Annotated in this window: 30 protein-coding genes; 8 read left to right on the top strand and 22 right to left on the bottom strand. The window is 49.5% G+C overall.

The window, feature by feature from the left end:
• Positions 1–299 precede the first annotated feature (299 nt).
• Positions 300–2,159: a phosphoenolpyruvate carboxykinase (GTP) gene (locus AB8516_RS19160; RefSeq protein ID WP_369162771.1), complete on the bottom strand. Its 1,860-nt coding sequence runs from the start codon at positions 2,157–2,159 to the stop codon at positions 300–302.
• 364 nt (positions 2,160–2,523) lie between these two features.
• The gene (locus AB8516_RS19155; RefSeq protein ID WP_369162770.1) at positions 2,524–3,015 is read right to left on the bottom strand and encodes an N-acetyltransferase family protein; all 492 of its coding nucleotides are present in this window, start codon (positions 3,013–3,015) and stop codon (positions 2,524–2,526) included.
• Between the two features lie 104 nt (positions 3,016–3,119).
• Here AB8516_RS19155 and AB8516_RS19150 point away from each other — a divergent pair, with 104 nt between their 5' ends.
• Together AB8516_RS19150 and AB8516_RS19145 are read left to right on the top strand one after the other, a co-directional pair.
• Complete coding sequence (locus tag AB8516_RS19150; protein ID WP_369163336.1) at positions 3,120–3,392, top strand: type II toxin-antitoxin system Phd/YefM family antitoxin; 273 nt, start codon at positions 3,120–3,122, stop codon at positions 3,390–3,392.
• Complete coding sequence (locus AB8516_RS19145; RefSeq protein WP_369162769.1) at positions 3,373–3,648, top strand: Txe/YoeB family addiction module toxin; 276 nt, start codon at positions 3,373–3,375, stop codon at positions 3,646–3,648. The genes AB8516_RS19150 and AB8516_RS19145 overlap by 20 nt, the downstream gene beginning before the upstream one ends.
• A 39-nt stretch (positions 3,649–3,687) precedes the next feature.
• On the opposite strand, the gene AB8516_RS19140 is transcribed toward AB8516_RS19145, so the two are convergent.
• The 6 genes from AB8516_RS19140 to AB8516_RS19115 all read right to left on the bottom strand — a co-directional run bounded on the left by AB8516_RS19140 (position 3,688) and on the right by AB8516_RS19115 (position 6,612).
• On the bottom strand, positions 3,688–3,951 hold the full coding sequence (locus tag AB8516_RS19140; RefSeq protein WP_369162768.1) for a TfoX/Sxy family protein: 264 nt from the start codon (positions 3,949–3,951) through the stop codon (positions 3,688–3,690).
• Complete coding sequence (locus AB8516_RS19135; protein ID WP_369162767.1) at positions 3,938–4,354, bottom strand: VOC family protein; 417 nt, start codon at positions 4,352–4,354, stop codon at positions 3,938–3,940. The genes AB8516_RS19140 and AB8516_RS19135 overlap by 14 nt, the downstream gene beginning before the upstream one ends.
• A gap of 87 nt (positions 4,355–4,441) precedes the next feature.
• Positions 4,442–4,960, bottom strand: a complete 519-nt coding sequence (locus AB8516_RS19130) for a GNAT family N-acetyltransferase (RefSeq protein WP_369162766.1) — start codon at positions 4,958–4,960, stop codon at positions 4,442–4,444.
• A 60-nt stretch (positions 4,961–5,020) separates the two neighbouring features.
• On the bottom strand, positions 5,021–5,245 hold the full coding sequence (locus tag AB8516_RS19125) for a CopG family antitoxin (protein WP_108289262.1): 225 nt from the start codon (positions 5,243–5,245) through the stop codon (positions 5,021–5,023).
• Positions 5,242–5,532 carry a BrnT family toxin gene (locus AB8516_RS19120; RefSeq protein WP_369162765.1) on the bottom strand — a complete coding sequence of 97 codons (291 nt, stop codon included), beginning with the start codon at positions 5,530–5,532 and terminating at the stop codon, positions 5,242–5,244. Before AB8516_RS19120 ends, AB8516_RS19125 begins: the two co-directional genes overlap by 4 nt.
• Before the next feature lie 858 nt (positions 5,533–6,390).
• Entirely contained in the window at positions 6,391–6,612 is a 222-nt protein-coding gene (locus AB8516_RS19115) for a Tn3 family transposase (RefSeq protein ID WP_369162764.1), read from the bottom strand.
• Positions 6,613–7,245: 633 nt separating this feature from the next.
• Here AB8516_RS19115 and AB8516_RS19110 point away from each other — a divergent pair.
• From AB8516_RS19110 to AB8516_RS19085, 6 genes are all read left to right on the top strand, one after another.
• The gene (locus AB8516_RS19110; RefSeq protein ID WP_369162763.1) at positions 7,246–8,862 is read left to right on the top strand and encodes a tetrathionate reductase family octaheme c-type cytochrome; all 1,617 of its coding nucleotides are present in this window, start codon (positions 7,246–7,248) and stop codon (positions 8,860–8,862) included.
• Positions 8,863–8,866: 4 nt separating this feature from the next.
• Positions 8,867–9,496, top strand: coding sequence for a cytochrome b/b6 domain-containing protein (locus tag AB8516_RS19105; RefSeq protein ID WP_369162762.1), 630 nt, complete (start codon positions 8,867–8,869; stop codon positions 9,494–9,496).
• Between the two features lie 108 nt (positions 9,497–9,604).
• Positions 9,605–12,163, top strand: coding sequence for a molybdopterin-dependent oxidoreductase (locus tag AB8516_RS19100; RefSeq protein WP_369162761.1), 2,559 nt, complete (start codon positions 9,605–9,607; stop codon positions 12,161–12,163).
• 33 nt (positions 12,164–12,196) lie between these two features.
• A complete protein-coding gene (locus AB8516_RS19095) occupies positions 12,197–12,973 on the top strand; it encodes a 4Fe-4S dicluster domain-containing protein (protein WP_369162760.1) in 777 nt (258 codons plus the stop codon).
• Between the two features lie 67 nt (positions 12,974–13,040).
• Positions 13,041–13,688: a molecular chaperone gene (locus AB8516_RS19090; RefSeq protein ID WP_369162759.1), complete on the top strand. Its 648-nt coding sequence runs from the start codon at positions 13,041–13,043 to the stop codon at positions 13,686–13,688.
• A gap of 128 nt (positions 13,689–13,816) precedes the next feature.
• Positions 13,817–14,644 carry a 4Fe-4S binding protein gene (locus tag AB8516_RS19085; RefSeq protein WP_369162758.1) on the top strand — a complete coding sequence of 276 codons (828 nt, stop codon included), beginning with the start codon at positions 13,817–13,819 and terminating at the stop codon, positions 14,642–14,644.
• A gap of 122 nt (positions 14,645–14,766) precedes the next feature.
• Here AB8516_RS19085 and AB8516_RS19080 read toward each other — a convergent pair whose 3' ends face one another.
• From AB8516_RS19080 to AB8516_RS19015, 14 genes are all read right to left on the bottom strand, one after another.
• Positions 14,767–15,015: a BrnA antitoxin family protein gene (locus tag AB8516_RS19080; RefSeq protein WP_108341051.1), complete on the bottom strand. Its 249-nt coding sequence runs from the start codon at positions 15,013–15,015 to the stop codon at positions 14,767–14,769.
• Positions 15,008–15,289, bottom strand: a complete 282-nt coding sequence (locus tag AB8516_RS19075) for a BrnT family toxin (protein ID WP_369162757.1) — start codon at positions 15,287–15,289, stop codon at positions 15,008–15,010. Before AB8516_RS19075 ends, AB8516_RS19080 begins: the two co-directional genes overlap by 8 nt.
• Before the next feature lie 94 nt (positions 15,290–15,383).
• Entirely contained in the window at positions 15,384–15,722 is a 339-nt protein-coding gene (locus AB8516_RS19070; protein WP_369162756.1) for a hypothetical protein, read from the bottom strand.
• Positions 15,723–15,841: 119 nt separating this feature from the next.
• The gene (locus AB8516_RS19065; RefSeq protein WP_369162755.1) at positions 15,842–17,395 is read right to left on the bottom strand and encodes an ATP-binding protein; all 1,554 of its coding nucleotides are present in this window, start codon (positions 17,393–17,395) and stop codon (positions 15,842–15,844) included.
• Positions 17,396–17,523: 128 nt separating this feature from the next.
• A protein-coding gene (locus AB8516_RS19060) for an IS3 family transposase (RefSeq protein ID WP_369162754.1) occupies positions 17,524–18,716 on the bottom strand; the annotation gives its coding sequence in 2 pieces (ribosomal slippage) (positions 17,524–18,408 and positions 18,411–18,716; 1,191 coding nt in all).
• An 81-nt stretch (positions 18,717–18,797) separates the two neighbouring features.
• Positions 18,798–19,256: a hypothetical protein gene (locus tag AB8516_RS19055; RefSeq protein ID WP_369162753.1), complete on the bottom strand. Its 459-nt coding sequence runs from the start codon at positions 19,254–19,256 to the stop codon at positions 18,798–18,800.
• A gap of 116 nt (positions 19,257–19,372) precedes the next feature.
• Positions 19,373–19,591: a hypothetical protein gene (locus tag AB8516_RS19050; protein ID WP_369162752.1), complete on the bottom strand. Its 219-nt coding sequence runs from the start codon at positions 19,589–19,591 to the stop codon at positions 19,373–19,375.
• A 250-nt stretch (positions 19,592–19,841) separates the two neighbouring features.
• Positions 19,842–20,294, bottom strand: coding sequence for a hypothetical protein (locus AB8516_RS19045; RefSeq protein WP_369162751.1), 453 nt, complete (start codon positions 20,292–20,294; stop codon positions 19,842–19,844).
• An 84-nt stretch (positions 20,295–20,378) separates the two neighbouring features.
• Entirely contained in the window at positions 20,379–21,218 is an 840-nt protein-coding gene (locus tag AB8516_RS19040; protein WP_369163265.1) for an IS3 family transposase, read from the bottom strand.
• On the bottom strand, positions 21,218–21,529 hold the full coding sequence (locus AB8516_RS19035) for a transposase (RefSeq protein WP_369160489.1): 312 nt from the start codon (positions 21,527–21,529) through the stop codon (positions 21,218–21,220). The genes AB8516_RS19040 and AB8516_RS19035 overlap by 1 nt, the downstream gene beginning before the upstream one ends.
• 74 nt (positions 21,530–21,603) lie before the next feature.
• Complete coding sequence (locus tag AB8516_RS19030; protein ID WP_369162750.1) at positions 21,604–22,008, bottom strand: tetratricopeptide repeat protein; 405 nt, start codon at positions 22,006–22,008, stop codon at positions 21,604–21,606.
• 337 nt (positions 22,009–22,345) lie between these two features.
• The gene (locus AB8516_RS19025; RefSeq protein ID WP_369162749.1) at positions 22,346–23,476 is read right to left on the bottom strand and encodes an IS91 family transposase; all 1,131 of its coding nucleotides are present in this window, start codon (positions 23,474–23,476) and stop codon (positions 22,346–22,348) included.
• On the bottom strand, positions 23,469–24,326 hold the full coding sequence (locus AB8516_RS19020) for a tyrosine-type recombinase/integrase (protein ID WP_369162748.1): 858 nt from the start codon (positions 24,324–24,326) through the stop codon (positions 23,469–23,471). Before AB8516_RS19020 ends, AB8516_RS19025 begins: the two co-directional genes overlap by 8 nt.
• A 265-nt stretch (positions 24,327–24,591) precedes the next feature.
• A protein-coding gene (locus tag AB8516_RS19015; protein ID WP_369157505.1) for an IS3 family transposase occupies positions 24,592–25,769 on the bottom strand; the annotation gives its coding sequence in 2 pieces (ribosomal slippage) (positions 24,592–25,514 and positions 25,514–25,769; 1,179 coding nt in all).
• Positions 25,770–25,771 lie beyond the last annotated feature (2 nt).

Here is a 25,771-nt window from a genome sequence, read left to right as displayed (position 1 = left end):
TATAGAGAATCGGTGATAGCCTGTATCTACAAAACAGACTCGTGGTCTCAGGGTGCGGTGCAGGTCTTATCACCGTGTGATGAATTGCTAGCTAAACAATTCATCAGAAGAGATACAAGGGTGCGGCTTGCCGCACCTCAGACAAAAAACGGACATGGTTTTATTTAAAAAAATAATGGTTTGGAATGAGGATGCCGACCGACACCGCCCCGAAGGGCGGTGCTGTCGGTCATGCGGAGGGGTGAGAACAGGTTATCGATGAGGACCAAGATGTTTCTGTGGCCTATACCTCACATTGCTCAATCACAGGTTGCAGACAAATCCCAATATTTTGGAGAGTGATACAACCGCGCCAGCTGAAGCTCGCGTTCAAGTTCCATTTCGCGGGGAAGGTGATCACCAAAACGGGTGAACAACTCTTCCTGATCAATGGTTTCATGGCGCGCCACTTCCCGATCGATATTCATGATTTCAAAAAAATCGGCCTTGTCGAATTCCAACCCATCCCAGTTGAGGGAACCATGGGAGGGAACCCAGCCCAAGGGACTCTCGACGGCATGACCATAGCCGCTGCAACGGTCGACTATCCACTTGAGCACCCGCATGTTCTCGCTGAAGCCTGGCCAGATGAAACGGCCGTGTTCATCCTTGCGGAACCAGTTCACCCGGAATATGGCAGGTGGTGTCGCAACGTTTTTACGTCCGATACGCAGCCAGTGTTTCAGGTAGTCCGCCATGTTGTAACCACAGAACGGCAACATGGCCATGGGATCGCGTCGCATGGCGGCCTGACCGATGGAGGCGGCGGTCGCTTCCGAGCCCATGGTCGCTGCCATGTAGACACCATGCTCCCAGTTGTAGCTCTGAAATACCAATGGAAAGTTGTGACTGACACGCCCGCCAAACAGAAAGGCGGTGATTGGAACACCGGCAGGATTCTCCCATTCCGGATCAATCGAAGGACAAGCGGCGGCGGGGGCGGTGAAACGTGCATTGGGATGGGCCGCCGGGCGACCGCAACCTATGTTCCAATCATCTCCACGCCAGTCGATCATGTGCTCTGGCGGATCTTCCGTCAGCCCCTCCCACCATATATCCCCATCATCCGTCAGGGCGCAGTTGGTGAAGATACAGTTTTCACGCAATGCGGCAAGCGCATTGGGGTTGGATGATTCATTGGTGCCCGGAGCAACGCCGAACAGTCCGTACTCCGGATTGATGGCGTAAAACTTACCGTCCTCAGGATTGGGTTTTATCCAGGCAATATCATCACCTATGGTGGTGACCTTCCAGCCCTCAAATCCTTCTGGCGACTTGAGCATTGCAAAATTGGTTTTTCCGCAGGCGCTGGGGAAGGCAGCCGCCACGAAGAACTTCTTCTTCTCGGGCGTTTCCACACCCATGATCAACATATGTTCGGCCAACCAGCCCTCATCCCGCCCCATCACCGAGGCGATTCGCAGCGCAAAGCATTTCTTGCCCAACAGGGCATTGCCACCGTAACCACTTCCGAACGACCAGATCTCCCGGGTCTCGGGAAAATGGGTAATGTACTTATCCTCGATGTTGCCGGCGCAGGGCCAGGGGACGTCCTCTTCCCCCGGTGTCAAGGGTGCGCCAACCGAGTGCACGCATGGCACGAATTCACCCTCGTCACCCAGCACATCGAGCACTTTCTGCCCCATGCGGGTCATGATGCGTTGGTTAACCGCGACATAAGCGGAGTCGGAGATTTCAATACCGATATGGGCGATGTGAGAGCCGAGCGGTCCCATACTGAATGGGATCACATACATCGTCCTGCCCCGCATGCAGCCTTTGAACAATCCATTCAGGATCGTTTTCATCTTCTTGGGATCCATCCAATTATTGGTCGGCCCGGCATCCTCTTCCCTTTTAGAGCAGATATAGGTTCGTTCCTCAACGCGAGCCACGTCGCTCGGATGGGAACGGGCCAGGTAACTGTTGGGCCGCTTCTCCGGATTCAGGCGAATCAAGGTACCGCTTTTCACCATCTCGTCACACAAGCGATCGTACTCTTCCTGGGAACCATCGCACCAGTAAATACGGTCCGGTTCACATAACCGAGCGATCTCATCAACCCAAGCTAAAAGTTTACGATTGCTTGTGCGAACGGCGCCGTCATGTTTCGTGGTCATGATGAAAATCCACCTCTCAGGTTTGATTGTTTATAGCCCACATTCTACTCAGACAATGGAATAAATCTGAATAGACCGAAGAAAACCGAAGTGCCAAGTATATGGGACTCAAACGGAATTCGCTATCCCGGCCTAAATTGGGATTCAGATAGCTCCACGTTAACCGGTTATTTGGATCTATTCACGAGATGACTGGTAGTACGAACCATATTTAGCATCACATTCCCAGCTGGGTGTTTGAATCAGATCCGGAACGGGATGGCTTCGTGCTTCATCGAGTCACCCGGTAATCGCGTCCCTTTCCATGGTCCATGCAAGAGGGGGAAACACCCAAAGCGAACCAACGTCCCGGGCGACCCAATTATTATGTTTTAAGTTCTTTGTACATTACAAGCGCATCGACGTAGCCGGCGCTTTTGCTTTTATATGCGTTCGGCAATATACCGACAACCTCAAAACCGAGCTTGATCCATAAACGAATTGCACCTTCATTTGTGGAAACAACCAGATTGTATTGCATTGCACGAAAACCCAACTCCACCGCCACCTGCTGAGAATGCTTGCACAATCTCGAAGCCACACCTTTACCCCGGGCGCTTTCGGAAACTATATAGCCGCAATTACAAACATGAGAACCAAGATCGGGTTGATTGGGTTTTATATAATATGTGCCCAGGATTTCATCGTCATCGGCTATTGCCACATAGGTTTTTTTCGGCATCTCTATCCAGACATTGCGGGCTTCCAGCTCACTGATCTCGGGTGAAAATGCATAGGTTTCACCCGCACGAAAGACCTTTTCGATAATTGTCCATACCTGGTTCCAGTCTGATTCTCGGTATTCTCTTATATCCATGCTTTTCGATGATTGAACATAACGAGGCTGATGAAAAACCCGAAAATGCTAAGGCTTCTCATCTAGACTGTACGGCAATACCGTACGTTTCGAAGGCGCCTGCAATGTACACCACCACAGTAAATAATTTTAGAGAAAGATTAAAATCCTTTGTAGAACAGGTTGTTAGCCACCACACCCCACTACGTGTAACCCACCGAAGCGGTGCAGACTTTGTAGTGATGAGCGCAGAAGATTGGGAACGAGACCAGGAGACACTGTACGTTCTGCAAGGTACCAGCCTGATGCGCCAGATCGCTGAATCAAGTACAACCAATAAGGCAGGTAAAGGATATACCCCCACGGAAGGGCAAATGGATGAGATCCTTAGTATTTGAGGGAAAAACATGGCTTGTATACGAAGATTTGCGACAACGCGATAAACGTATGCACAAAAACCTTTACGCAATTTTGAAAGAAATGTTGCACGATGATCCAACGACAGGTTTAGGGAAGCCTGAAGCCCTTCGTCATAATCTCACTGGCTTTTGGTCGTGGCGGATTAGCCAAAAAGACAGGCTCATATATAAGTTTGACGATTCTCTTATCTATATTTTTGCCATTGGCAGTCACTACGATACTTTTGAGGCTTAACGACAAAGCTCACCGGCGGCAATGAAGCACAGCGCCTTGTTAGCCGATTTGTGCCTTGAGCTGTTGTTTTCTCTGTTCACCGATTTCATCCCAATGCTCGTCAGTCAAAGCCCCTTCAAATGAATACAGGTAGTAACAGACCGCCAGCGTTTCGTCTGGATACCTCTCCTTGATCAAGCGATGTGCGCCAACAGCACCGACTCGCCTTAAATCGTCTTCGGAAAATATCCCAACCTCATTCAACCTACCGGCAATTTTCTTGCCGATATTTTTTAGGTCTGCGAGGCTATTATTCCGAGACATAATCATCCTGATATTCTTCGGTCGGTTCAAAAGACTGAACAATGTCTAAATAAATCCCGTTCGGGTCTTGGATGCAAAAGTGACGTTGCCCCCAATCCTCGGACCGCAACTCAAGCACGATGTTGAGTGAACTAGATTTTGCTGCTGCGAAAGCGGTATCTGCATCTTCCACTTCCAAGCTGAAAATAACGCCTTCACCAATGTATGGCTTTTGAAATATTGGGGGTTGGGTAGGTTGATCTGGCAGCAGAAAACCCAGCTGAACGCCCGACTTTGAAACCAGGTGAATGTACCAATCACCCGAAAAGACAACATCAAAGCCAAGGTTCTCTGTATAGAAAGATTTCGCTGCATCGAGGTTCTTAACCGTAAATACAGGAAATGAGCTTTTTGGTTCGATCATGTGTGACTCCTCTCTTTTCGGCTAATGCTCAACTCAGCGGCCGCGGAAAGCGCGCGGTGCTTGAAGCGGTCAGTCTGCATGCGTTTGTTAGGCGGCAGTATCGGGTTCTCTGGTTAAGTAACGCATTTGCTCACCTGATTCGGTAAAGGTTCGGAATAATCTAAACCCAGCCTTCTTAAAAGCTTTCCTGGCACGTTGATTGGATTCAGCGGTGGCCATGCCGACAATTTGGACACCATCATCGCGTAACTTTGCAAGTAGTTGGGACAAAGCCTCGGGACCATATCCGTGTCCCAAGGCAGACGGCTCTCCGATCATGATATCGATATCGACCAAATCTGCGGGTAGGTCAGCGAGTCCTGTATCCGCAAGCTCTTTGTGGGTAGGTGTCTGCCAACAAAGATAGCCGATTGGAGTGCTATCGACCAAGATAATAGCTGAAGCCAAAGTGTCGTGGTTCCGGATCGCAGCAATCGCCTCCTTGGGATTGCCCCACCAGCGCGCCACATGGGGATACCTTAGCCATTTTTCGACCATAGGCAAATCGCCTTTGGGATTGAAAGAAGATAACTCTACCGCTGATGCCTGGTTATTATCTGGGTGCATTACTGTCGCCTGACGTCTCCATAAGCCGAGTGTGTTTTTCGCGTCGGTTTTATGGACTGGTTAGGGTTGTTTGTTCCATGAAATATCCACCTTTCGATTATGGGCCACGCAATCACGAAGATATAGATTTATTAAACTTTGATAAGGTACTCCGGACTCTTCAGCCATGTCTTTAAAGTACTCTATTACATCTTCACTAAGCCTCATAGTAATTGGCTTTTTAAGTTTCGAAGCATAAGGATTCTTTCGAGATTTCATTTTAGAAAGATCGTATTCTTTTTTCATGATGAGTCACCTGCGTAATATATACGCTCTCTACTCGTTGCCTTTCTAGCGGAAATTATCCGAATTGTATTACCGGAATCTCTTTCGCAATGGCAAACAATCAAGATTCTTGACTCGCTGCTAAGACCAAGCATGAGAAAACGGTCTTCTTCCAGCTCGGAGTTCTCAGAATCATAGAATTGAACAGCAAACTCGTCATAAAACACAGACTTAGCTTCTTCAAAGGATATACCGTGTTTTTTTATATTCGCTGTAGCTTTAGCTGAATTCCATTCAAACTTTATCATACGTACATTGTATGTACATTATCGCCATTATTCAAGTGACCCGAACGCCAACTTAACCGCCGCACGTTAGTGCGTCCGGCGCCGATAGGCGCGTAGTTGAAGTTTTTGTTAGGCGAAATATTGTTAGCGCCTACATTCCACATAAATATTCATTTCTGGTTGAGTATTTGAGCCATATAGTTTTCTTGCCTTCTCCGGAACGAATGCAGATTCACAATAGTCTCTTCGCTCTACTTCTTTCTCTGCAAAAGCAGCAAACGCAGACACAGCAGCCTCAAAAGTTATATCGCCGTTAACCATGTGTGGCTTTATTATCCTCTTGTACGTTAAATTTCCTACACGAACCATAAAACCTTTCGCTTCACTTCGATTTACCTTTACCCATCCATAATTCGTATTCGGCTTCGTATTCTCTGGAACTGGTACATGCTTACCTGGCTCAACGCGAACAAAATCAGTATTAGAGTAAAAGCAGCCCGATATAATCAAAAAGAATAAATACACAGCTCCATACAATGTATCTTCGCATTTCTATTACGCCTAACGAGCCTGTCGAATAACTTGATTTAGTGCAACAGATATCTTGCTACATGCTTCTCGACAGTACTCTTTCATTGTTTTACTGATATAGTTGTCATCCACACGATGAGTATATGAAGTTGCTCGTGCCAATTTCCGGGACACCCAACGCAATATTACAATAATCACACTGGACCATTTCTTGCCATCTTACTGATTTGTATGTGTTTTAAGAAAATACATGTGATGGATGTCCCCATTTATTCCCTCCATATTGAAAATTTGAGATAAATAATTATCTCTGCGAGAGCATCATGCTGATGTTTAACTTAACAATAATTACTTTATCGATTGTATTTTAACGCTAGGGTGCATAGGCGATGGCGCGCCCAACCAATAGCAGGCTTCGTAACGGTTCAGCGCCTTGTGGACATTACTCCTACGCATCGGCAGGTCGACGTAGTCGAGCAAGTAAAGGCTCTTAATGATATTGTCGAACTCCCACAAGGCTTTGTTGGTGCGATTCTGTCGCCGATACGTGCTGAGCTTGGAGACGATCACACACTACGTGGTGGTCATTAAATCAAGTGGCAATAGGATCCGCTCAATGATCGACCACTCCGATAGGATCAGATTCTCCCGGATACATCGGACCGGCTTCAGTGGATAACCGTCACAAGCGCTGGGATGCCTGAAACCGTAAAGCCCGGTCTGGAATTTACTTCGAAAGTCCCGATACCAAAACTCAAACCGATAACCGAACAGGTGTAGCTGCGCGAAGTTGACCTGGTTTGTACCGTATTGGCTGATCATTGTTTTCGTTGATCTGTGTCATTCAAGATATATATCAATGATGGTAGCTTGTGCTCTAACAATAAGAATGTAATCCGATTTATATCGTTGTCTTTCTGCAGTTTCTTGTAGTCACTTTTCGGTTTTTCCAGTAGTCGCTGTACAGTTGTTTATCACCTGCGGATGAGAGGGGCGCGCACGTTTCACGCCCGAACTTTCTCAAGGAGACGGGATAATTGGCGATGCTCGCTGCCGCATCGAGCCGCTCAACGGCCTATAACCCTATTGGTTAGGAGTACCACTGACACCCTCCAATCGGGAGAAAGGCCTGGACCAGGATCCCAAGAGAGTGTAGGTATTTTGGGAAGAGGTCTAATTACCAAAAATAATAGGTTACGCAAAATGATCGGGAAACTAGGGCGCTTGGCATCGCTTTTTTTTATAGGTTTGACTATCAACAGCTCCCACGGGGCTTTTGAAATAAAGCCGGAAACGGTCACGCCAACGCCCTTGCAACAGTCGACCGCCGATCATTCCAGCTTCGAGGTCTTGCAGCAGAGATTTAAGTCCGGCATGGAGCTGACGAAGGCGTGCCTCAGTTGCCATAACCTGGCTGCCAAGCAGGTGCATACGTCCAGTCACTGGAATTGGGAAATTCCGAACGGCAAGACGGGACAGTTGGTCGGCAAAAGGAACGTCCTGAACAGCACGATGTTTGCGACCTCGTCGAACGGACCCTATTGCGCCCGCTGTCATATCAGCAACGAATGGAAAGACGAAGGTTTCGACTTCACGGCCGAAGAACAGGTCGATTGCCTCGCCTGTCATGACACCACCGGGACCTATGCGTCCAACAAAATGCATCAGCTGCGTGTCAAGTGCCCGGCCTGCCATGTGGAATGGGACAAGTCCAAGGCGCGCGAGGTGGTCCGCAAACCGAACTTATCCGAACTGGCGAAACAGGTCGGCAAGCCAACCGTGCAATCCTGTGGTGGGTGTCATTTCTACAGTGACGGGGGTGATGGCATCAAACAGGGCGACCTCGATTCATCGCTGGCGACAGCCCCCCGCCACCTCGACGTGCACATGGCGCAAGACGGGCTCGGTTATAGCTGCACCACATGCCACAAAACCGAATGGCACCAGATGATGGGGAGCCAGTATGAGCCTGCGAGCAAGGATGAACACGGTATAGACGTCGTTGGTGGCAGCCGCGCCACCTGCGAATCCTGCCACGGCCTGACGCCCCACCCGGAAAGCGCCAACCCCAAGCTAAACAATCACGTAGACCGGATCGCCTGCCAGACATGCCATATCCCCGCTCTGGCGCGTGGCGGCCTGCCGACAAAAACCTATTGGGATTGGTCGACGGCCGGTCGTCTCAATGAAAAGGGCAAGGCGATCGTCGAAAAGGATGGCGAGGGACGCATCACGTACTCATCACAACGGGGAAGCGCTCAGTGGGCCGAAAACCTGGTGCCGGAATACGTCTGGTTCAGTGGCCAGATCGAATTCACAACCATGGATGACAGCATCGATCCCTCCGGGGTCGTGCAGCTCAACACTCTCGCGGGTGGTCCTGATGATCCCAAAGCCCGCATATGGCCGGTCAAGACCTTGCGTGGGAAACAACCCATCGATGAGGAAAAGGCGACCCTCGTGCCGGCGAGCTTGTTCGGAAAGAAGAACGATGGCTACTGGAAGACCTTTGACTGGCCGGCATCCATCGATGCCGCAATGAAGGTGGCAGGCAGGGAGTTCAGCGGTCAGGTCGGCTTTGTCGAAACCGAAATGCGCATCCCCGTCAATCACATGGTCGCGCCAGCCGAGGATGCTCTCGCCTGCGTGTCCTGTCACAGCAGGGATGGCCGCATGAAAGATGTTGAAGGTCTTTATATGCCGGGCATTGGCAGCCTGCCCATACTCGATAAACTGTTCTTGACCATGGCATTGCTGGCGCTGATTGGCGTGCTCTTGCACGGCGCGATTCGCGTTATCTCAAGCCAAAAGAAGGGATAAAGTCATGCCAAAGAAAATCTACGTGTTCAAACGTTTCGAGCGTTTCTGGCACTGGTCCCAGGCGGCGCTGATCATTACCCTGCTGGTCACCGGCTTCGAGGTGCACGGTATCTACTCCCTGTTCGGCTTCGAGCAGGTGGTCGGCTACCACACTATCGCTGCCTGGACCCTGGTCGGCCTCTGGATCTTCGCTATCTTCTGGCACTTCACCACAGGGGAGTGGAAGCAGTACATGCCTACCCTGGAGAAGGCCGATGCCATGATCAAGTACTACGCAGTCGGCATCTTCACCAATGCCCCGCACCCGTTCCGGCAGACCACGCGGTACAAGCATAATCCGCTGCAGCGCCTCGCCTACCTGTTCGTGTTGCTGGTGATTGGACCGACCATATGGTTCAGCGGCTGGCTCTACCTGTTCTACGATGTCTGGCCTGAGTACGGACTGGCCAATCTGCCACTGGAGTGGGTAGCCGTGGCGCATGCCAGTGCTGCCTACCTGATGTTGATCTTCCTGATCGTCCATGTCTACCTGGCTACCGCCGGACATACCCCGACCGCCCATATCAAAGCGATGATTACCGGTTGGGAAGAAGTCGAAGACGAAAACGAAAACGAAGAACAATTAAGAACTTGATTATCCGGCTCGTGGAGAACCGACAATTGGTTTTCCACCATGTCATCGATTCTTGAACATTGAACACTACTCAGGATTTTCCTGAAAAGACCAAATAGGAGGAGGAGCATGAAACTTAATCGTAGAGATTTTATCAAGAGTTCTGTCGCTACTGGTGGCCTTATCGCGACCTCCGCCATGGTGCGCGAGGCAATGGCTGAAGATCCGCCGGCCGATGGCCCCGCACCCAAGCCCGCCTCTCCCGGCAAAGGCAAATGGGTGCCGACCGTCTGCCAGGGCTGTACCTCCTGGTGCGCTGCCGAGGCCTTCGTTCAGGAAGGCCGGGTGGTCAAGGTCCGCGGCCATCATCTTTCCAAGAGCAGTAATGGCTACGTCTGTCCACGCGGGCATCTGGCTATCGGGCAGATGTACGATCCCGACCGCATCAAGGTGCCGATGAAGCGCACCAATCCGAAGAAGGGGCGCGGCGTCGATCCCAAGTTCGTGGCGGTTTCATGGGACGAGGCATTGGATACTATCGCCGACAAGATGATGGAATTGCGCAAAAACAACGAAACGGAAAAATTTATGCTGATGCGCGGCCGTTATACCTATTGCCGCGACGTCATCTATGGTGCGCTGCCCAGGATTTTCGGCTCTCCCAACAATATCTCCCACAGCGCCATCTGCGCCGAGGCGGAAAAATTCGGCTCCTACTACACCGAAGGTTATTGGGACTACCGCGATTACGACCTGGAGAACAGCAAATACGTGATCTGCTTCGGCGGCGATCCCATCGCCTCCAACCGCCAGGTACCCAACGCCATCCGCCAATGGGGCAAGGTTCTCGATCAGGCGACCGTTGTTGCGGTGGACCCACGCCTTTCGGCGACCGCATCCAAGGCCCACGAATGGATGCCGGTCAAACCGGGGGAAGACAGTGCGCTTGCCCTCGCACTTGCACATGTCATTCTGACTGAAGGGCTATGGAGCCGGGAGTTCGTCGGTGACTTCAAGGACGGTGTCAACGCCTTCAAGACCGGCGCAATGGTGGACGAGACGGCGTTCGACGAAAAACTCACCCATGGCGTTGTCAAGTGGTGGAACCTCGAGCTTAAGGACCGGACTCCCGAATGGGCGGAAAAGATTTGTCTGGTGCCGGCGGAACAGATCCGGCGCGTGGCGATCGGTTTCGGAAAAGCAGCACCCAACGTCATGGTATGGATGGCGCCGGGTGCCGCCATGCAGCCACGCGGCGCCTATGGCGCCCTTGCGGCCCATGCCCTCAACGGCCTGGTCGGCGGCGCCGACAACAAGGGTGGCACACTGCAGAAGATGAAGGCGCCCTATACCCATATTCCGCTTTACAAGGAGAAATTCAAGCCGTACCTGGACGAAATCGCCCAAAAAGGAGTGAAACACAAGAAGATCGACCAGCGTGGCACCCTTGAATTCCCCTCACTCAAGAAAAAACCGGGCGGCGGCGTGGTCACCAACCGGGCGGCCGACGGGATCCTCGACGAAGATCCTTACGAAATCAAAGTGGCCATCGGTTATTGGAACAATTTCACCTTCTCGTGCACCGGTGCGACCCGTTGGGAAAAGGCGTTGGAGAAAGTTCCCTTCTTCGCGCACATCGTGACCAATCCCTCGGAGATGAGCCAGTTTGCCGATATTGTGCTGCCGGCATCGTTCCATATGTTCGAACGCTGGGGCCTGGTGCCGAGCAAGTACAACCGCTACAGTTACATAGGCCTGCAGCAACCTTTGGTCAAGCCACTGTGGGACACCCGCATCGACGAGACCGAAGTGGTCTGGATGCTGGCCAAGAAGCTGAAGGAAAAAGGCTTCCCGAACCTGTTCGACTACTTCCAAACCGAATTGAAGGATCCTGAAACCGGCAAGGCAGCTGAAAACGAGGCGCAGTTCGCCGAAATCGTCGTCAAGGTCATGACCGAGAAGCAATGGAATCCCACCAAATACCATAGTGGCGAGAAGATCAACGGATGGCAGGAATTCGTGAAACTCGGTCTGTGGCAGTCCGACCAGTATCCTTTCAAGAAAAAGTGGGAGAAGGGCTTCAAAACAGAGACCCATAAGTTCGAGTTCTACAGCGAGACTTTGAAGAAGGTGCTCGGCATGCACGCCGAGAAATACGAGGTCAGCATCGACAAGGTCATGGAAGTCACCCAATACGCGGGTCGCGGCGAGCAGGTCTTTGTACCGCATTGGGAACCGGCTAAATACCATGGCGACGAGAACGAATTTCCTTTCGTCTTCATGGACAGCCGTAGCCGGTTGAGCCGCGAGGGTCGGTCACAGAACTTAAACGAATTCTATGAATTCAAGAAGGTCGATCCGGGCGATATCAGTCACACAGATGTCCTCAAGATCAATCCCAAGGATGCCCAGAAACTGAAGCTGACAGACGGAGACTGGGTAACGGTAACATCGCCAGAAAAGAGTGTGAAAATTCAAGTCAAACTCTGGGAAGGCGTTCGCCCGGGCACGGTCAACAAGACCTTCGGCATGGGCCACTGGGCCTACGGCCGGTTGGCCAGCGCGGACTACGGCAAACATGTCCCGCGCGGGTTCAACAACAACGAACTGCTGCCGGCCGATTACGACCGCCTCAGCGGCTCGACCGCCCGTCATGCCGTGTCGCGCGTCAAGATCCAGAAGCTCTAGCCATCGACCGAATTAATTAACGGGGATAAGATCATGTCAGTCAAATATGGAATGGTAATCGATCTGCACCAATGCACAGGTTGCGGCAGTTGTGCGTTGGCCTGCAAGGCAGAAAACAACACCCAGGCTCGGGCCCACAATCAGAGTTTCAACTGGGCCGACTTCGTCATGAAGACAGAGGGCGAGTTTCCTAACACTACCTATGTGCAAATGCCAGTGCTGTGCAATCATTGCAGCAATCCTCCCTGTATCGAAGAATGTCCCACCGAGCCCAAAGCCATGTTCAAGGCGCCCGACGGTACGACGCTCTTCAACCAGGAAAGGTGCATTGGCTGCGGGGCCTGCCTGGACGCCTGCCCCTATAGTTCTCAGGAGCTGGACGATTCCAGTCTCGACGGCGGAACCTACAGCGTCATCAGTTTCAATCAGTTCGATTTTCCGGTCCATCCGGAGTGGCTCGATGAGAGCCCGGCCATCGCCGGATGCACGGCATCGGGAGCCGAAGTAGCCAAGACGGCCGGTGCGACGCCGCCCAGCGAGAACAGGTTCAATTCAGGCGATTATCCGCCGGTGCGCAACATGGGTATCATCGAGAAGTGTACGTTCTGTTATCACAGAACAAGCGTCGGTGAACTACCGTCATGTGTTGAGGCGTGCCCGGCAGACGCCCGGATCTTCGGTGATCAAAATGATCCCAATAGCGCGATCGCCAAGATCCTCGCCGCTCAGAAAACGACTCGGCTAAAGGAAGAGGAAGGAACCGAACCCAACGTCTTCTATATCCGAAGTTACAACGATCCGACCGTTTGAGGATCGCACGCACGATGAATTGGTGCTGGGGTCGTTGGCCCCAGCCCTTTGCTTTAAAGGGATTTCCATGGAAAACCTTCAAAACGACGTACAGCGCCGACATCAAGCCAAAGCGGACGCCTGCCGTATGCTCAGTGCCTGCTATTACGAGCCGGAGGAAGCCTTTCTGGAAGAGGACATCTTTGGCCAGCTGGAACAGGCCTTGTCGGCCCTGGATTCTGAATATGCCGCGGCAGCGCAAGTCATGGGTGCTTGCTTCCGTGAGATCAGCTACGAGGACCTACGGATCGATTACACCCGCCTGTTCCTCGGTCCTTTCAATATCCGATCCAAACCCTACGGATCGGTTTACCTGGACCGCGGAAACATCGTTATGGGCGATACCACCATGGCGGTGCTGGCCCTTTACCGCGAAGGCGGATTCCATGTCGCCGAGGCGTTCACCGAGATGCCCGACCATGTGGCTGTGGAGTTGGAATTCCTCTATCTGTTAAATGCCCGCCTAGGCAACGGTCATACTGAATCCAATGAACGGAACCGCTTAGCCGAGTTGGAACGCAGCTTGCTCGATGAACACCTGGGTCAGTGGATAGTTCCGTTTACAGAGGCTATGAAAGAGGGCTCGTGCACAGCATTTTACAGGAAGCTCGCCGACCTGACCCGGCGCTTCGTCCTTGGTGCCCTGCGGCAGCCGGGCATGGTATTGCTGCCATGATTGTGCCCCTGAGCGGCTACGCTTTGAAGACGCTAGCCCCCGAGACGGCAGTCACCGTCGACCGATCACGGTGTGTCCGTCATCGCTGCACTGCCAATCGCTGTACCAAGTGCATGGACATTTGTCCGATGGATACCATTTCATGGGGCCAAGGAGGTCTGCACATCAACACCGGCACTTGCACTCAATGCCTTGCGTGTCTCTCGGTTTGCCCGACGGCGGCACTCTCTTCCCCGGGTCTTTCCCTACCTCGCCTCCTGTCCGACCTTGCTGACCATCCGCTTCCCGTACTCGGATGCAAGGGACAGCCGGATAATGATGCCCATGCGCGGCTTTCATGCCTCGGCTACTTGGCCCATCCGGAAGTGATGGTGCTGTTTGCACTGGTTTTCCCTGACGGGTTACACATCAACTTGACTGCTTGTAGCGAATGCGCGAACAGTCATATCCTGGACAGCGTTACCGCCGCTCACGACCGGCTGAAGGATATTGTCCCCAGCCACGCCGTCAAATTGATACAGAACAGGGAAGAACTCGAATATCAGGCCCCATCGCTTTCTCGTCGCCAGTTTTTTACATTATTCCGGGAGCGCTCGGCCTCTGCCGCCGCAGTCATGGTGGGGCGCTTGCATGACGGCGCGGAACAGCAGCCGTACGGGAACAAACGGGTTCCGGCAATGCGGGCTTTGTTACTCAAGGCCATAGAGGCATCGCCGTTGGCAAACTACCGGACGATCAGAGATCAGCTATTCGGGAAAATATCCTTCACGTCGGATTGCACCCGCTCGAAACGTTGTGTTGGCGTCTGTCCCACTGGCGCCATCCAATCCTCCGACGCAAACGGTAAGCTCCCAGTGTTTGACCAAACACTCTGCATTTCCTGTTATTCCTGCCAATCCTTTTGCCGCAATCGAGGTGTTTTAGTTTTAGACAATAACCGGACGGCATTCAAGTAGTCGGTGGCTTTTCCTATTGAGAGTTGGCCGGGATTCCTACAAATTCTGCCAAAAAGCAATCTAACGATTAAGGCCAGCCGTGCGGCTCTGCCGCGTCGGATTGGGTCGCATGGTTATACCTTTCACCCCGCTTGCTTTAATTCTTCTCTGATGACCTTACGTAACGCATCTTCCAGAGATTTATCGTGTGCTTTGATGTGCTCACGCAATGCTTCGTTGATGAGAGATTGGTAGTTCCCGCCTCCTGCAGCATGTACCAGGCTCTTGAAGTGTCCGATAATATCGGCATCCAAACGAATAGTAATACGAACCTTATTTGGGTCGGGTTTGATAATTGCGCCACGCTTTCCTTTACTGAAATTTTCACTCATAGCTCAGGCCTTGATAATACTGTTTGGTTTGACTGCGATCCGCGTCCCGGGCAGATATAATGCGAATTAAATTTTCGTTACGCTCAGCATGAACAACAAAAAGAACTTTGAGATCTGGTCCTAATCCCAATGTTTTAAAGCGTTGTTCTGGATGATCGCGATCTTCGATCGTGAGGTCGTTTTCGTCCTCCGGGGCAATCACTGCATCAGCGAAATCGACTCCGTGTTTACGGAGATTTTCAGCCGCCTTCCTTGGATCCCACTCAACGTCCATGAGTTAAGTTTAGGCACAATTTGTGTACATGTCGATGTGGATAAAAGCTTCTATTTATCAGAGGTATAACGTTGCCTTCAGCGGAGCAGGCGCGTTAGCGACTGCGTCCGATGGAAGGCCTGGTTATGCCTGATATAATTCCGAATGTCAGGGCAACAGAGCCGCCCAACGTAGCACCAATAGCAGAGACGCTAACAAACTCTATTACATTCATAGTTGATACACACCCAATAAATAATAAGAACACAACAGCTCCTAATAACACACCGCTTAGACTGATATTAGTTAAAGTAAGTACCCCTTTATTTTTTAGAATTTGGTAAATTGGCAAGCCTAATACCAAAGTTACAACATAGCTAACTGGAATGCCGATACTCATTATAAATATTAAAGCACTTATTAAACTCACTCTATTATTTGGTTCGATAACCATCGCAATCAAAGCGCCGATATAATATAGAACAGGCGCAATTAGTGGAGCAATTAGGCATGCTCTACCAAGACTTTTGTGACTCTCTCTATTTGGCATAACTTATAATTATGTTACTAATGTCACAACTCGATACCAAACATCACCTCCAAAACCTCCCCCACAATTGCGCGGTAATCCTCTATATCATCATCACCAACATTTGGAGTCGCTCTTTGATGGATCAGATCACATCTCAATTTATAATAATGATCGATTTTCTTAACTTCATCTTCATCTAGAGGGATATGCTTTAGAACTTCGTCTTGTACTCTTTTGCGATTTTCAGAAATTTCTTTAAATTTACGAACGCCAATCCCCACTTCACTAACTAAGTACTCTTTGTATGCTATTTCTAATGTGCTATCCAAAACTATTAAGCTGATTCGATTTTTATGTGCTAACGGCCCTCCAAAAATCATATCTGCAGCCAAAATACTATCTAATATACCGGCGGCCCAACGCTTCTTTCTTAAAGTGGCTGCATTCTTATTGATTATTTTTTGATGCCATTTTGTTCTGCTAGGTGCAGGCTTCGGGAGATAGCTTTTGGGGATGTTTTCAATATTGTCTAGCTTTGCATTTTCGATATGCCCAGTGGAGTGTTTAAACACCTCCTTGTCCCATGCACCTTGAAGACTCCTAGATACTTGCGCATATCTTTTAGTTGCATCAATTACGCTTTTACGGATTGATTGCCATATTTCATGTTTCGCATTTATGCTACTTTTACTACTATCCCAAGGCATGTCTTGCGATTGTCCTTTTATAGAAACAATAGTCCTAGCCAATGAAACATTGTAGTGAGGATTACCTACCAAGCCCGAGGTGAACCCAACTGAGTAGTCTTTGAGCCCTTTAGAAATTAACCTGTTGTTGCAGTAAACAAAAACCCCATAACTATCATCTGGATCACCTGGGTGATCTATCAATCCCGATAGAATCTCGACCTCGACCACTCTGCCTTCAATTTCCACAGCACCTGTGAATCTAGTCGGCAAAAGTTTAGGCGGATAAGACCACTCATCATCAAAATGAATTGGCCCCAGTATTTCACCATCTATTTTAATAGTTATCCCGCTTTCAATAAATCGCGCATAAATTTCTGACAATTGAGCTTTAAGTACTTCAGTATCATCTTCACTAACATGAATTCGAAGTTTACCTAGTTCAATTACTGTTGATGAAGGGCTTAGCGGCGTCGGAGCTTCTGCATATGGCAAATGCCAACTTGAGTCATTCGTTATCCAATCCTCATCAAGCTTTACCAGAAACGTTTTTTCAGTACCAAACCTAGATTTAATACTAATATCTTTTGCGAGAGCAACAACAGCCCTCTTGCTACCCACGCCGAAATATCCGATCACGCTATCATCAATATCGTTGCTAGTTTTTCCGGGACTTATAATATGATCGAGTCTATCCTCCTCGAGGCCTCCCGCATTGTCATGTATAGATATCGATTGTTGCCGAGTATCTAACTCGATTCGAATTACCAAGCCCTCTCTCTTGGTTCTAGTCCAAAGATCAATCGCGTTGTCTATTAATTCACATATCGATCTCTTTAAGTCGTATTCCGAGATAATCGATAAAAAAATACGTTTTTCCGGTGTGGCATCTAGAGTTTTCTTAGCCATTAAACTGCCCTTTTACATCCGTGACGCAAAAGTTTCTCATGCTAGAACCCCTAAGCAACATAACGCCTGGCCTCAATCGCCGAGCGGTAGCGAGTGGACTTCCCCCGAAATAATGGATACCACATTTTTCAAGCCTGCATAGCTTCGAATTCAACAGGCGACCTATATCCTAAACTGGAGTGCAATCTCTCCCTATTATAGAAATAATTGATGTAACTACATAAATCACTTCTCAAATCTACTTCATCCATATAAGTTTTACCTCTAATTACATCACCCTTAAGTGACTTAAAGAATGACTCCATTTCTGCGTTGTCCACACTATGGTAGGGTCGATTCATACTCGGTATAATCCCCTGTGTCTTTAGCACTCTCAGTACATCGTAAGATCGATACTCTGATCCACGATCGGTATGAAATATCAGTCCCTTTTCGGGCCGCCGTCTTTTGATCGCAATCATCAGAGCGGCTATCGTCAATTTTGTATTTTTTGACTGGCTCAGGGACCAACCTATAATTCTCCTGGAGTATAGATCCATCACTATTGCCAGATAGCGCCATTGTTTACCTACCTTAATATAAGTCAGATCTGCCACCCATTGCTGATTGATCGCTTTCGGCTTACCTACTTCTGTGCGTAAATTACCAATACTCATAAAGAATCGGTGTAATCCTGCCAGTTGCCGGTAGTACTTCATCGCCCTCGCTTGAAGCCCTGCCTGTCGCATCAGTCTTTCCACACGCTTACGACCAACACGTACACCCTGCTTTTTTAGAGCCTGATAGACACGTGGACTACCGTATGTACAGCGACTCTTGTAATAGATCGCTTCAATCAATATGAGTAATCTTCGATCTTCTTTAATACGTCTCGGCTCTTTTCTCTTTGACCAGGCATAGTAGCCACTTGTACTCACGCCTAACCAATTACACAGGTATCTGACACCTAGCTCTTGTCCATGCCTTTGGATAAATCCAAATCGTTCTGATGTTGTTCCGCCAGATACCGTTGCCACTTTTTTAGAAGGTCATTCTCCTTCTTGAGACGTGCATTTTCTTGCTTTAAACGGGCATTCTCCCTTAGCTCTCTCTGACTCACAGTTGTCTTATGTTTCGTCACGCCAACTCTCTTCTGATTATCTCCTTGAAGCTTACCTTCGCGGTACTCTTTTCGCCACCTGGATAGCATAAAAGGATGTATATCCAGTCCTTCCGCTACTTGTTTTACCTGTATGTCTGGCTGGTAACTCAATTTTACTGCTTTTACCTTAAAATCTTTTGTGTATTTCCAAGTTTTCCTTGGTTGATTGTATCTCGGCACATTTACCTCCTGAAGTTATCAGAAAGTATCCACTTTATCGGGGGATCTGCTGAGGTCGATTGGAGGCCCTGGTTAGGTTTTCTATTGTGGAATTGGCACGCAGGTGTAACCTACTGCTAATGCAACAGTACAACCTGCATTATATACCTCAACCAAATCTTCCAACGATACATTAGGATTCGTGTCGAAGTTACATAGGCGCTTCCCTGCTTGACGATTGACTAGATCACCTTCACTTCGAGTTATGTGTGCACAACAATTACCGCCATGCCCATAACGTTGAGCGTCAGCATTTGGATTATTTCTACAAATATTAAATAAATTGGTTCTTATGACAAATCCGAGGCGCTCGCATTCTCCGGGAAGACAGTGAGCATAACAGTTACCACCATGCCCATACTTTGCCGTATCGGCGGCAGGATCTTTATAGCATTGTGAAAATAATTTCTGCCTCTCTTCTTGAGTGCTAGCTTCAACACTCACAAGCCCACTTAGCCCGAATAATGCTAGAAAAAATACTATTCCAAATATATTTTTCATTTCTTTTCTCCAATATGCCACGGTAATAGTTAAACCAAGAGGTTCTCACCGTGGTTTCGAGAAACCTAACAGCTACATTAACGAGACCTTCTGTCTCGTTATGTATTTTTATGCATTCAACCGACTTTCTCGAAAGAAATATCTCTTCCGAAAGGTGGATAGACGGAGGTTGAGTCTTTAACAACCCACTTTGCGACTACGTTTCCTTCTCCATCAACTTCGTCATACCAGTAGGTGTCGGTATCCAGACTCTTGCGCTGCTCCCATTTGGTATCAGTTTGAACTAGGTTGTGATCGGCTGGAATGCCGATTTTTGCTTTGTGCTCTTCGCTCATAAGGCACTCCTTTGCTATTGATCTTCGAGTTTACTGGTGATGAAAGAGGCAGATGTCATTTCGGTGCGCACTACGGTATTACAGTAGGGGCAAATAACCTCCTCACGTTCTTTGCCACCAGGAACGCCTCCGCCAATTTTGGTAACGCGAAATTGCTTTTTGCATTCTGGGTTGGTGCATTGCTCCATGTGTCGATCCTTATTGTGCATAACAGTTACGTTAACGAGACCCCCTGTCTCGTTACTATTTTTTATGCCTCAAGATTTGACACCTGCTCTTGAAGTATTAAATCCAATTCTTCTTGGGTTATTTGAAACTCTTCATAAGACTTTGATGTTACTTCAAGCATTACATCTTGAAAGCACGCTACGAAGTGTGAAAGCCCAGAAAACAATGAATCACTATGTCGAGGGTGGACCTTGTTTAATTCGATTTGCTCTTTTATCCACGGCGAATTCTCTACCTCGAAGAGGCCATAAAAGCCCAAGCCGTATTTTGTTAATGGATGCCCACCTCGAACTTCGTCGTTTGGACTGCCGTACTTCACTAACCTAGATTTGAACTTAATACCGTAGATCAAGCCTTCGGACTTCTCGATTAAGAGATAAACCTCATGCTGCGTTGCCAGTACAAAGTTTTCATACGAAAAATCGTATTCACGACCTAACTTGATCTCTTTGACTATTGGCTTTTTCTCAAACAATGCTCTGAATCCTTATGGGCAACTAACGCCTAGCTCACGGGCAAAATGCGAGCGCAGTGATGTTCCCCAAAATAAGTTGACACATTAAATTTTCGACTTTGCATATTGCTCCGGAGACATGTAACCCAAACTTGAGTGTAATCTCTTCCGATTATAAAAACGAATATAGTTCTTCGTTTTTCTTTTAAAGTCCTCAAGATCAGAAAATCTTTCCGTATAATACATTTCAGACTTATAGGTATGAAAAAATGACTCCATATGAGCATTATCATAGCAGTTACCCTTGCCCGACATGCTTTGCTTAATTGACATATCACTCAACATTTTACCAATCTTATGATTTGCATACTCAATACCGCGATCTGAATGAAATATCTTCGGTATCGCATTAGGATGTTTTTTCCTTGCCTTGTTAAAGGTTCGTGCGATCAATTCAGCGTCTCTTGTTTTGCCAATCTCTTCTCCTACCAATTCTCGGCTACATAGATCCATAATAACCGATAAATACACATACTCACCGTAAAGCCGCGTGTAGGTGAAGTCTGCTACCCATACTTCATGGGGCTTGTCTGGCATGGGCATATCAAGCAAAAGGTTCTTCTTAGCAATCTTAGAGCCAGGTTGCCATTGCCTGGGCTTGTATCGTCGATCCATTTTTGCCCGTATTCCTGCTTCCCTCATCAGATTAGCAACTGTGTTCTCACAACGTGAATAACCCCTGTTTTTCAACTCTCGAGTCATCCTCGGGCTACCGTATATTTCCTTTACCTCTCGATGAATCTGTACAATTTCTTTCACAACCATGCTGTTGTACACATCTCGTAAAGATCCAGGTCGGTTCCTCCATGCATAATAGCCACCACGGGTGACCCCCAACAACCGACAAAGAGGCGCAATACCATATTCATGGTGTAAATCATCAATTACTTGGAAGGCTTCTTTTTTTTGGCTTCGCCTAGCTCCTTGAGTTTTTTTAAGACAGCATTCTCCATCTTTAGCTGCTTGTTCTCTTTTTCCAGCTGTTTCAGCTGGTCCTTTAGCTTTAGGTCTGCCTGAAAGTCTATTTTCTTTGGCATTCTATTGAGTAACCCCGCATCTCGCAGTTCCTTTTTCCAACGATACAGCGAAAATGTATGTATGCCTATCTCCTCGGCTACCTCACTGGCTAGAATTCCTGGTCTGCTGGCTTTAAGTACTGCCTGTATCTTTATATCTAAAGAATGATTCTTTCTCATGTAACACCTCTCGTTGTTATTGAGGTGTCAATTATTTTTGGGGAGGCTCACAGCGAGTATTTTGTCCTGTGGAGCTAATTGTTAGCGTTTTGTTTTGCATGTTCTATTTTCTCGTAGTATGGCTGAACCCAGTCTTTTTCCCAAGTAGGGTGTATTTCTAATGTTGCTTTGAAATTAGAAAGTGCATTTTCGTAATTACCCAGTTCATACTGAGCCTTGCCCATAAACCAATATCCGTAAGCGTCTTTTGGCTTTTTCCGAATTTGTTCTTCGCATAACCGAGTGACTTCAGCATAGTCACCATTCTCGAAGAAAGCATTTGTTGTTTCATAAAACTTATTCTCCATCAATTTTCGATATTCTTTGATGGAGAGAATTGTTGTTTTTATGACATGTAGGGTGATGGCTGTACCAACCAGGTAAACCAGTATCCATAATGCGTTGTTTATTTCGTTCAAAAGCTCAGTGTTCATATCCATATTATTACGCTAACCGTGTAGTGTTTATCCCTCGTGCGTTTTCCGCATGCGGGATAAACGCCTGTTGGACTAAGCCGACCTTGGGGCGGCTGCCCACTCTCTATTAATAAGAATTTGTTTTTGGCGCCTTGCACCTGAGGGAGATTGGCGTGACAGCGTTCCGTTGCGCTAGGGCTGTTGGGAGCGGTTTTGACCGACCTCCCTGTGGTTCGAGCACGGCTTGCGGCTCCCTTTTGTACCGATAATAACCTATTTTCAGAGGATTGGCCGCACTTTGACCTCAGCGCTTGAGCTGATCAAGTGTCTGGATGACGCCGACGCTCAGGCTAGGGCATCGTCATCCGCCTTCCATGCGTTGCCATTGCGGCGCTAGTTGTGCGATTACACGCATCGGTCGTTGACAGCTGGGACAGGCAAAACACCAACGGGCCACCTGCTTCTCTGTTTCTGATTCAACCACCGCTTGTAGGCCTGCCTCGGCGATCGCCTTAAGGATGCGGGGCAACTGCTTGGCCCGGCAGGCATTGGCCAGGAAGCCGTAATGGCGGATACGCATCAGGCCCTTGGGTAGTACATGCAGCAGAAAACGCTGGATCAACACATCGACAGACAACTGCATGACCTTCCAGCGCCGGTCCCGGTAGTCTTTGTAGCGCAAGCCAACCTGATCCTGCTCCAAGCCCAGGAGTCGGCGGTTGCTGACGGCAGTGCGGTGAGTGTATCGGGCCAGATAGTCGATGACATGCTCGGTGCGCAGACAGGGCTTGCTGTAGACCACCCAGTCTTGTCCCATCAACCGCTCCAGGATGAGATCGATCTCGCCCGGGTGACTGATGCGTGAGAGCTCCCCACCTTGGGCACAGGCCCGCAATCGGCTGACCATCAGACCGCGAAAGCGCCTTGAGAGCGCACGCACAGGAAACAGATAATCGCTCTTGCTCGGTTTCCACTCGCCTTGCGGGCTCAGCACGCCGCCCGGCACCAGGCAGTGCAGGTGCACATGGCGTGTCAACGTCGAGCCCCAGGTGTGCAACACCGCGGTCATCCCCAACCCCCCGCCCAAGCGCTTGGGGTCTTCAGCGAAGGCCTGCAGCGTCTCCCAGGTTGTTTGAAACAGCAAGGTCGTGATCAGCTGAGGATGCAGTTCGATCCAACCGTTGAGGGTCTCGGGCAGGGTGAACACCAAGTGGTGATAGGTTACCGGCAATTGGGCACGCAACTGCTTGTCCGCCCACTGCCGCGAGGCCTGCCACTGACAGCGCGGGCAGTGACGGTCGCGACAGGCATAGTAGTGGTTTTGATGCGCCTGACAAGGGTCACAGGCTAAGCGTACCCCACCCATGGCTTCAGTCCGGCACTGCATCAGATGTGACAATACCTGACAGCGGCGCAGATCGAGACGGTGGTGTTGGCGGTAGGTGGGCAGGTGGCGCTTGAGCAGGGTTTGCAGGTCGATGGCCTCAGCCATCGCGCAGCCCCAGCGCTGCAATCAAATCGGCGCCACGGCGATCGCTCTGACGATCATTGAACACCCAATGTACATAGCGCAAGGTCGATTGGATGCTGCGGTGGCCCAGTTGATACTGCAACTGCTGCACCGCCATGCCGGCCTGCAGTTGATGGGTAGCATAGGCGTGTCTCAAGCTGTGGATGCCACCCACCTTGGTGATGCCCGCCTGGCGCTTGGCCCGTCGGAATACCTTCTGCGGCGTGCTGATCGATAGCGCTTCATCGGGATGCTGTTCATTGGGAAACAGCCAGCGCGCAGGTTTCTCAACGTGCCAATAGTCACGTAGGTGCTTGAGCAACGTCGGCGGCAAGCCCACATAACGGTCCTTACCACCCTTGCCCTGATCGATGCGCAGCAATCCGCGTTCTCCATCGATATGCCGAAGCTTGAGTTTGACCAGTTCACTGACCCGCAGGCCGCAGCCATAACAGGTCAGCAATAGCATATGGTGCTTACGGTTGGAACAGGCATTGAGCATGCGTACGATCTCCGATCGCTGGAGTAACTCCGGGATACGTTGCCTGCGTTTGGGCACCTGGATCTTCACATCGAACGACGCTTGCTGGAGCACTTCGAGATAGAAGAAACGGATGGCATGGCGATAGAGCCGGCAACTGGCATCGCTTAAGTGCCGCTCCTTGACCAGATACAGAAAGTAAGCTTGCAACTCATCCTCACCGAGTTGATCCGGGGGACGCTGATAATAACGGGCCAGATCCTTCACCGCCATCAGATAGCTCTGGTGGGTACGCGGCGAAAATCCACGCACGGTCATGGCGTCTATCATCTGTTCGCGAAGTTGTGTCATCGGTTGACTCCTGTGTGGTAGACCAACAGTGGTCCTTTAGGAGTCTGGTTGATGATGACTCAGGGGTGGGGCGTGGATGGCCCCGCGTAGCGGTTTAGTTCAACAGTTACGTTAACGAGACCCCCTGTCTCGTTATACATTTTTAGCCTTTATGATGTGCTCCATACTATATTGCATAATTAGCAGTAATAATCACAATCCATCCTCCCCAAGCTAATACACTTATAAAAGTACCTATATACATGGAAATAGCAATGTGTAGTGGTCAAGTATTTTTGGCCACGGTTTTCTGTGCATTCCAGTACTGTTGCTCAACTACCCTGGGTGCCAATCCATCATTGTGAGTATGTGGCCTAAACTGGCTATAGTATCCAATAATATACTCCGTGATATGGTGCTTCGCTTCCTCAAAAGTGCGATAGCCGATCTCAGGCATCCATTCGGTTTTCAAGCTTCTGATAAATCGTTCCACGGGACTGTTGTCCCAGCAGTTACCACGTCGACTCATGCTCTGTACCATTTGATAACGCCATAGCTGCTGACGAAACGGTAGACTAGTGTATTGGCAACCTTGATCAGAATGAAACATCACGCCTTTTGGTTCACCACGAGACTCATAGGCCATTGTCAGAGCTTTTTTAGTCAACGCGCTATCTGGGTTCAACGATAATGCCCATCCCACCGGCTGTCGCGCAAATAAATCCAACACAATGGCCAGATATGCCCAACGTCGCCCAGTCCAAATATAGGTAATATCGCCCGCCCAGACTTTATTGGGTGCAACCACATCAAACTGTCGATCCAGCCGGTTTGGTATATTGGTATGCGGCTGCTCGGCTCTCTTGTAGCGGTGTTTGGGTTGCTGGCTACTCACCAGGCCCAGCGCCTGCATACGGCGTGTCGCACGATAACGGCTTAACGGGCAACCCTGTGCTGTCACCATGCTCGCAATCGTCCTGGCGCCGGCTGAGCCATTGCTTAATTCATAGGCAGACTTCACATGCTCGCGTAGCCGCCACTCTGTTTCTGACAACCGCTTCGGGCGATCCCGCCATGCCCGATAGCTGCTACGGTGTACACCGAACACGCAACATAGCTGCTTCACTGGATAGCTCTCTCGATGTAAACGCTGAATTAGCGTGAATTGTTCAACGAGTCCGACATCAAGAGAGCGGTAGCCTTTTTTAGGATTTCTTTCTCCGTCTCCACCTGTCGTAGCCGTTTTTCGAGCTCTTGTATGCGGCGTTGATCGGGTGTCATTGCTGATGCTTTGGGTGTTTTGCCTAGTCGCTCCTGCCGCAGCTGACGTACCCAATTTTCCAATGAAGATTTACTGACCCCCATCGCTTCGCAGGCCGCTCTGATTGAGTACTGCTGGTCGACAACCAGTTGGGCCGCTTCAAGTTTGAATTCCGGGCTGAATCTCCTGCGTGTTTTTGTCATTT

Origin of the sequence: Candidatus Thiodiazotropha sp. LNASS1 (assembly GCF_964212655.1) — a bacterium.
Lineage (GTDB): Bacteria > Pseudomonadota > Gammaproteobacteria > Chromatiales > Chromatiaceae > Thiodiazotropha.
The sequence above is the reverse complement of the archived record's forward strand: the minus strand, read 5'-3'. Positions and strand labels throughout refer to the sequence as shown.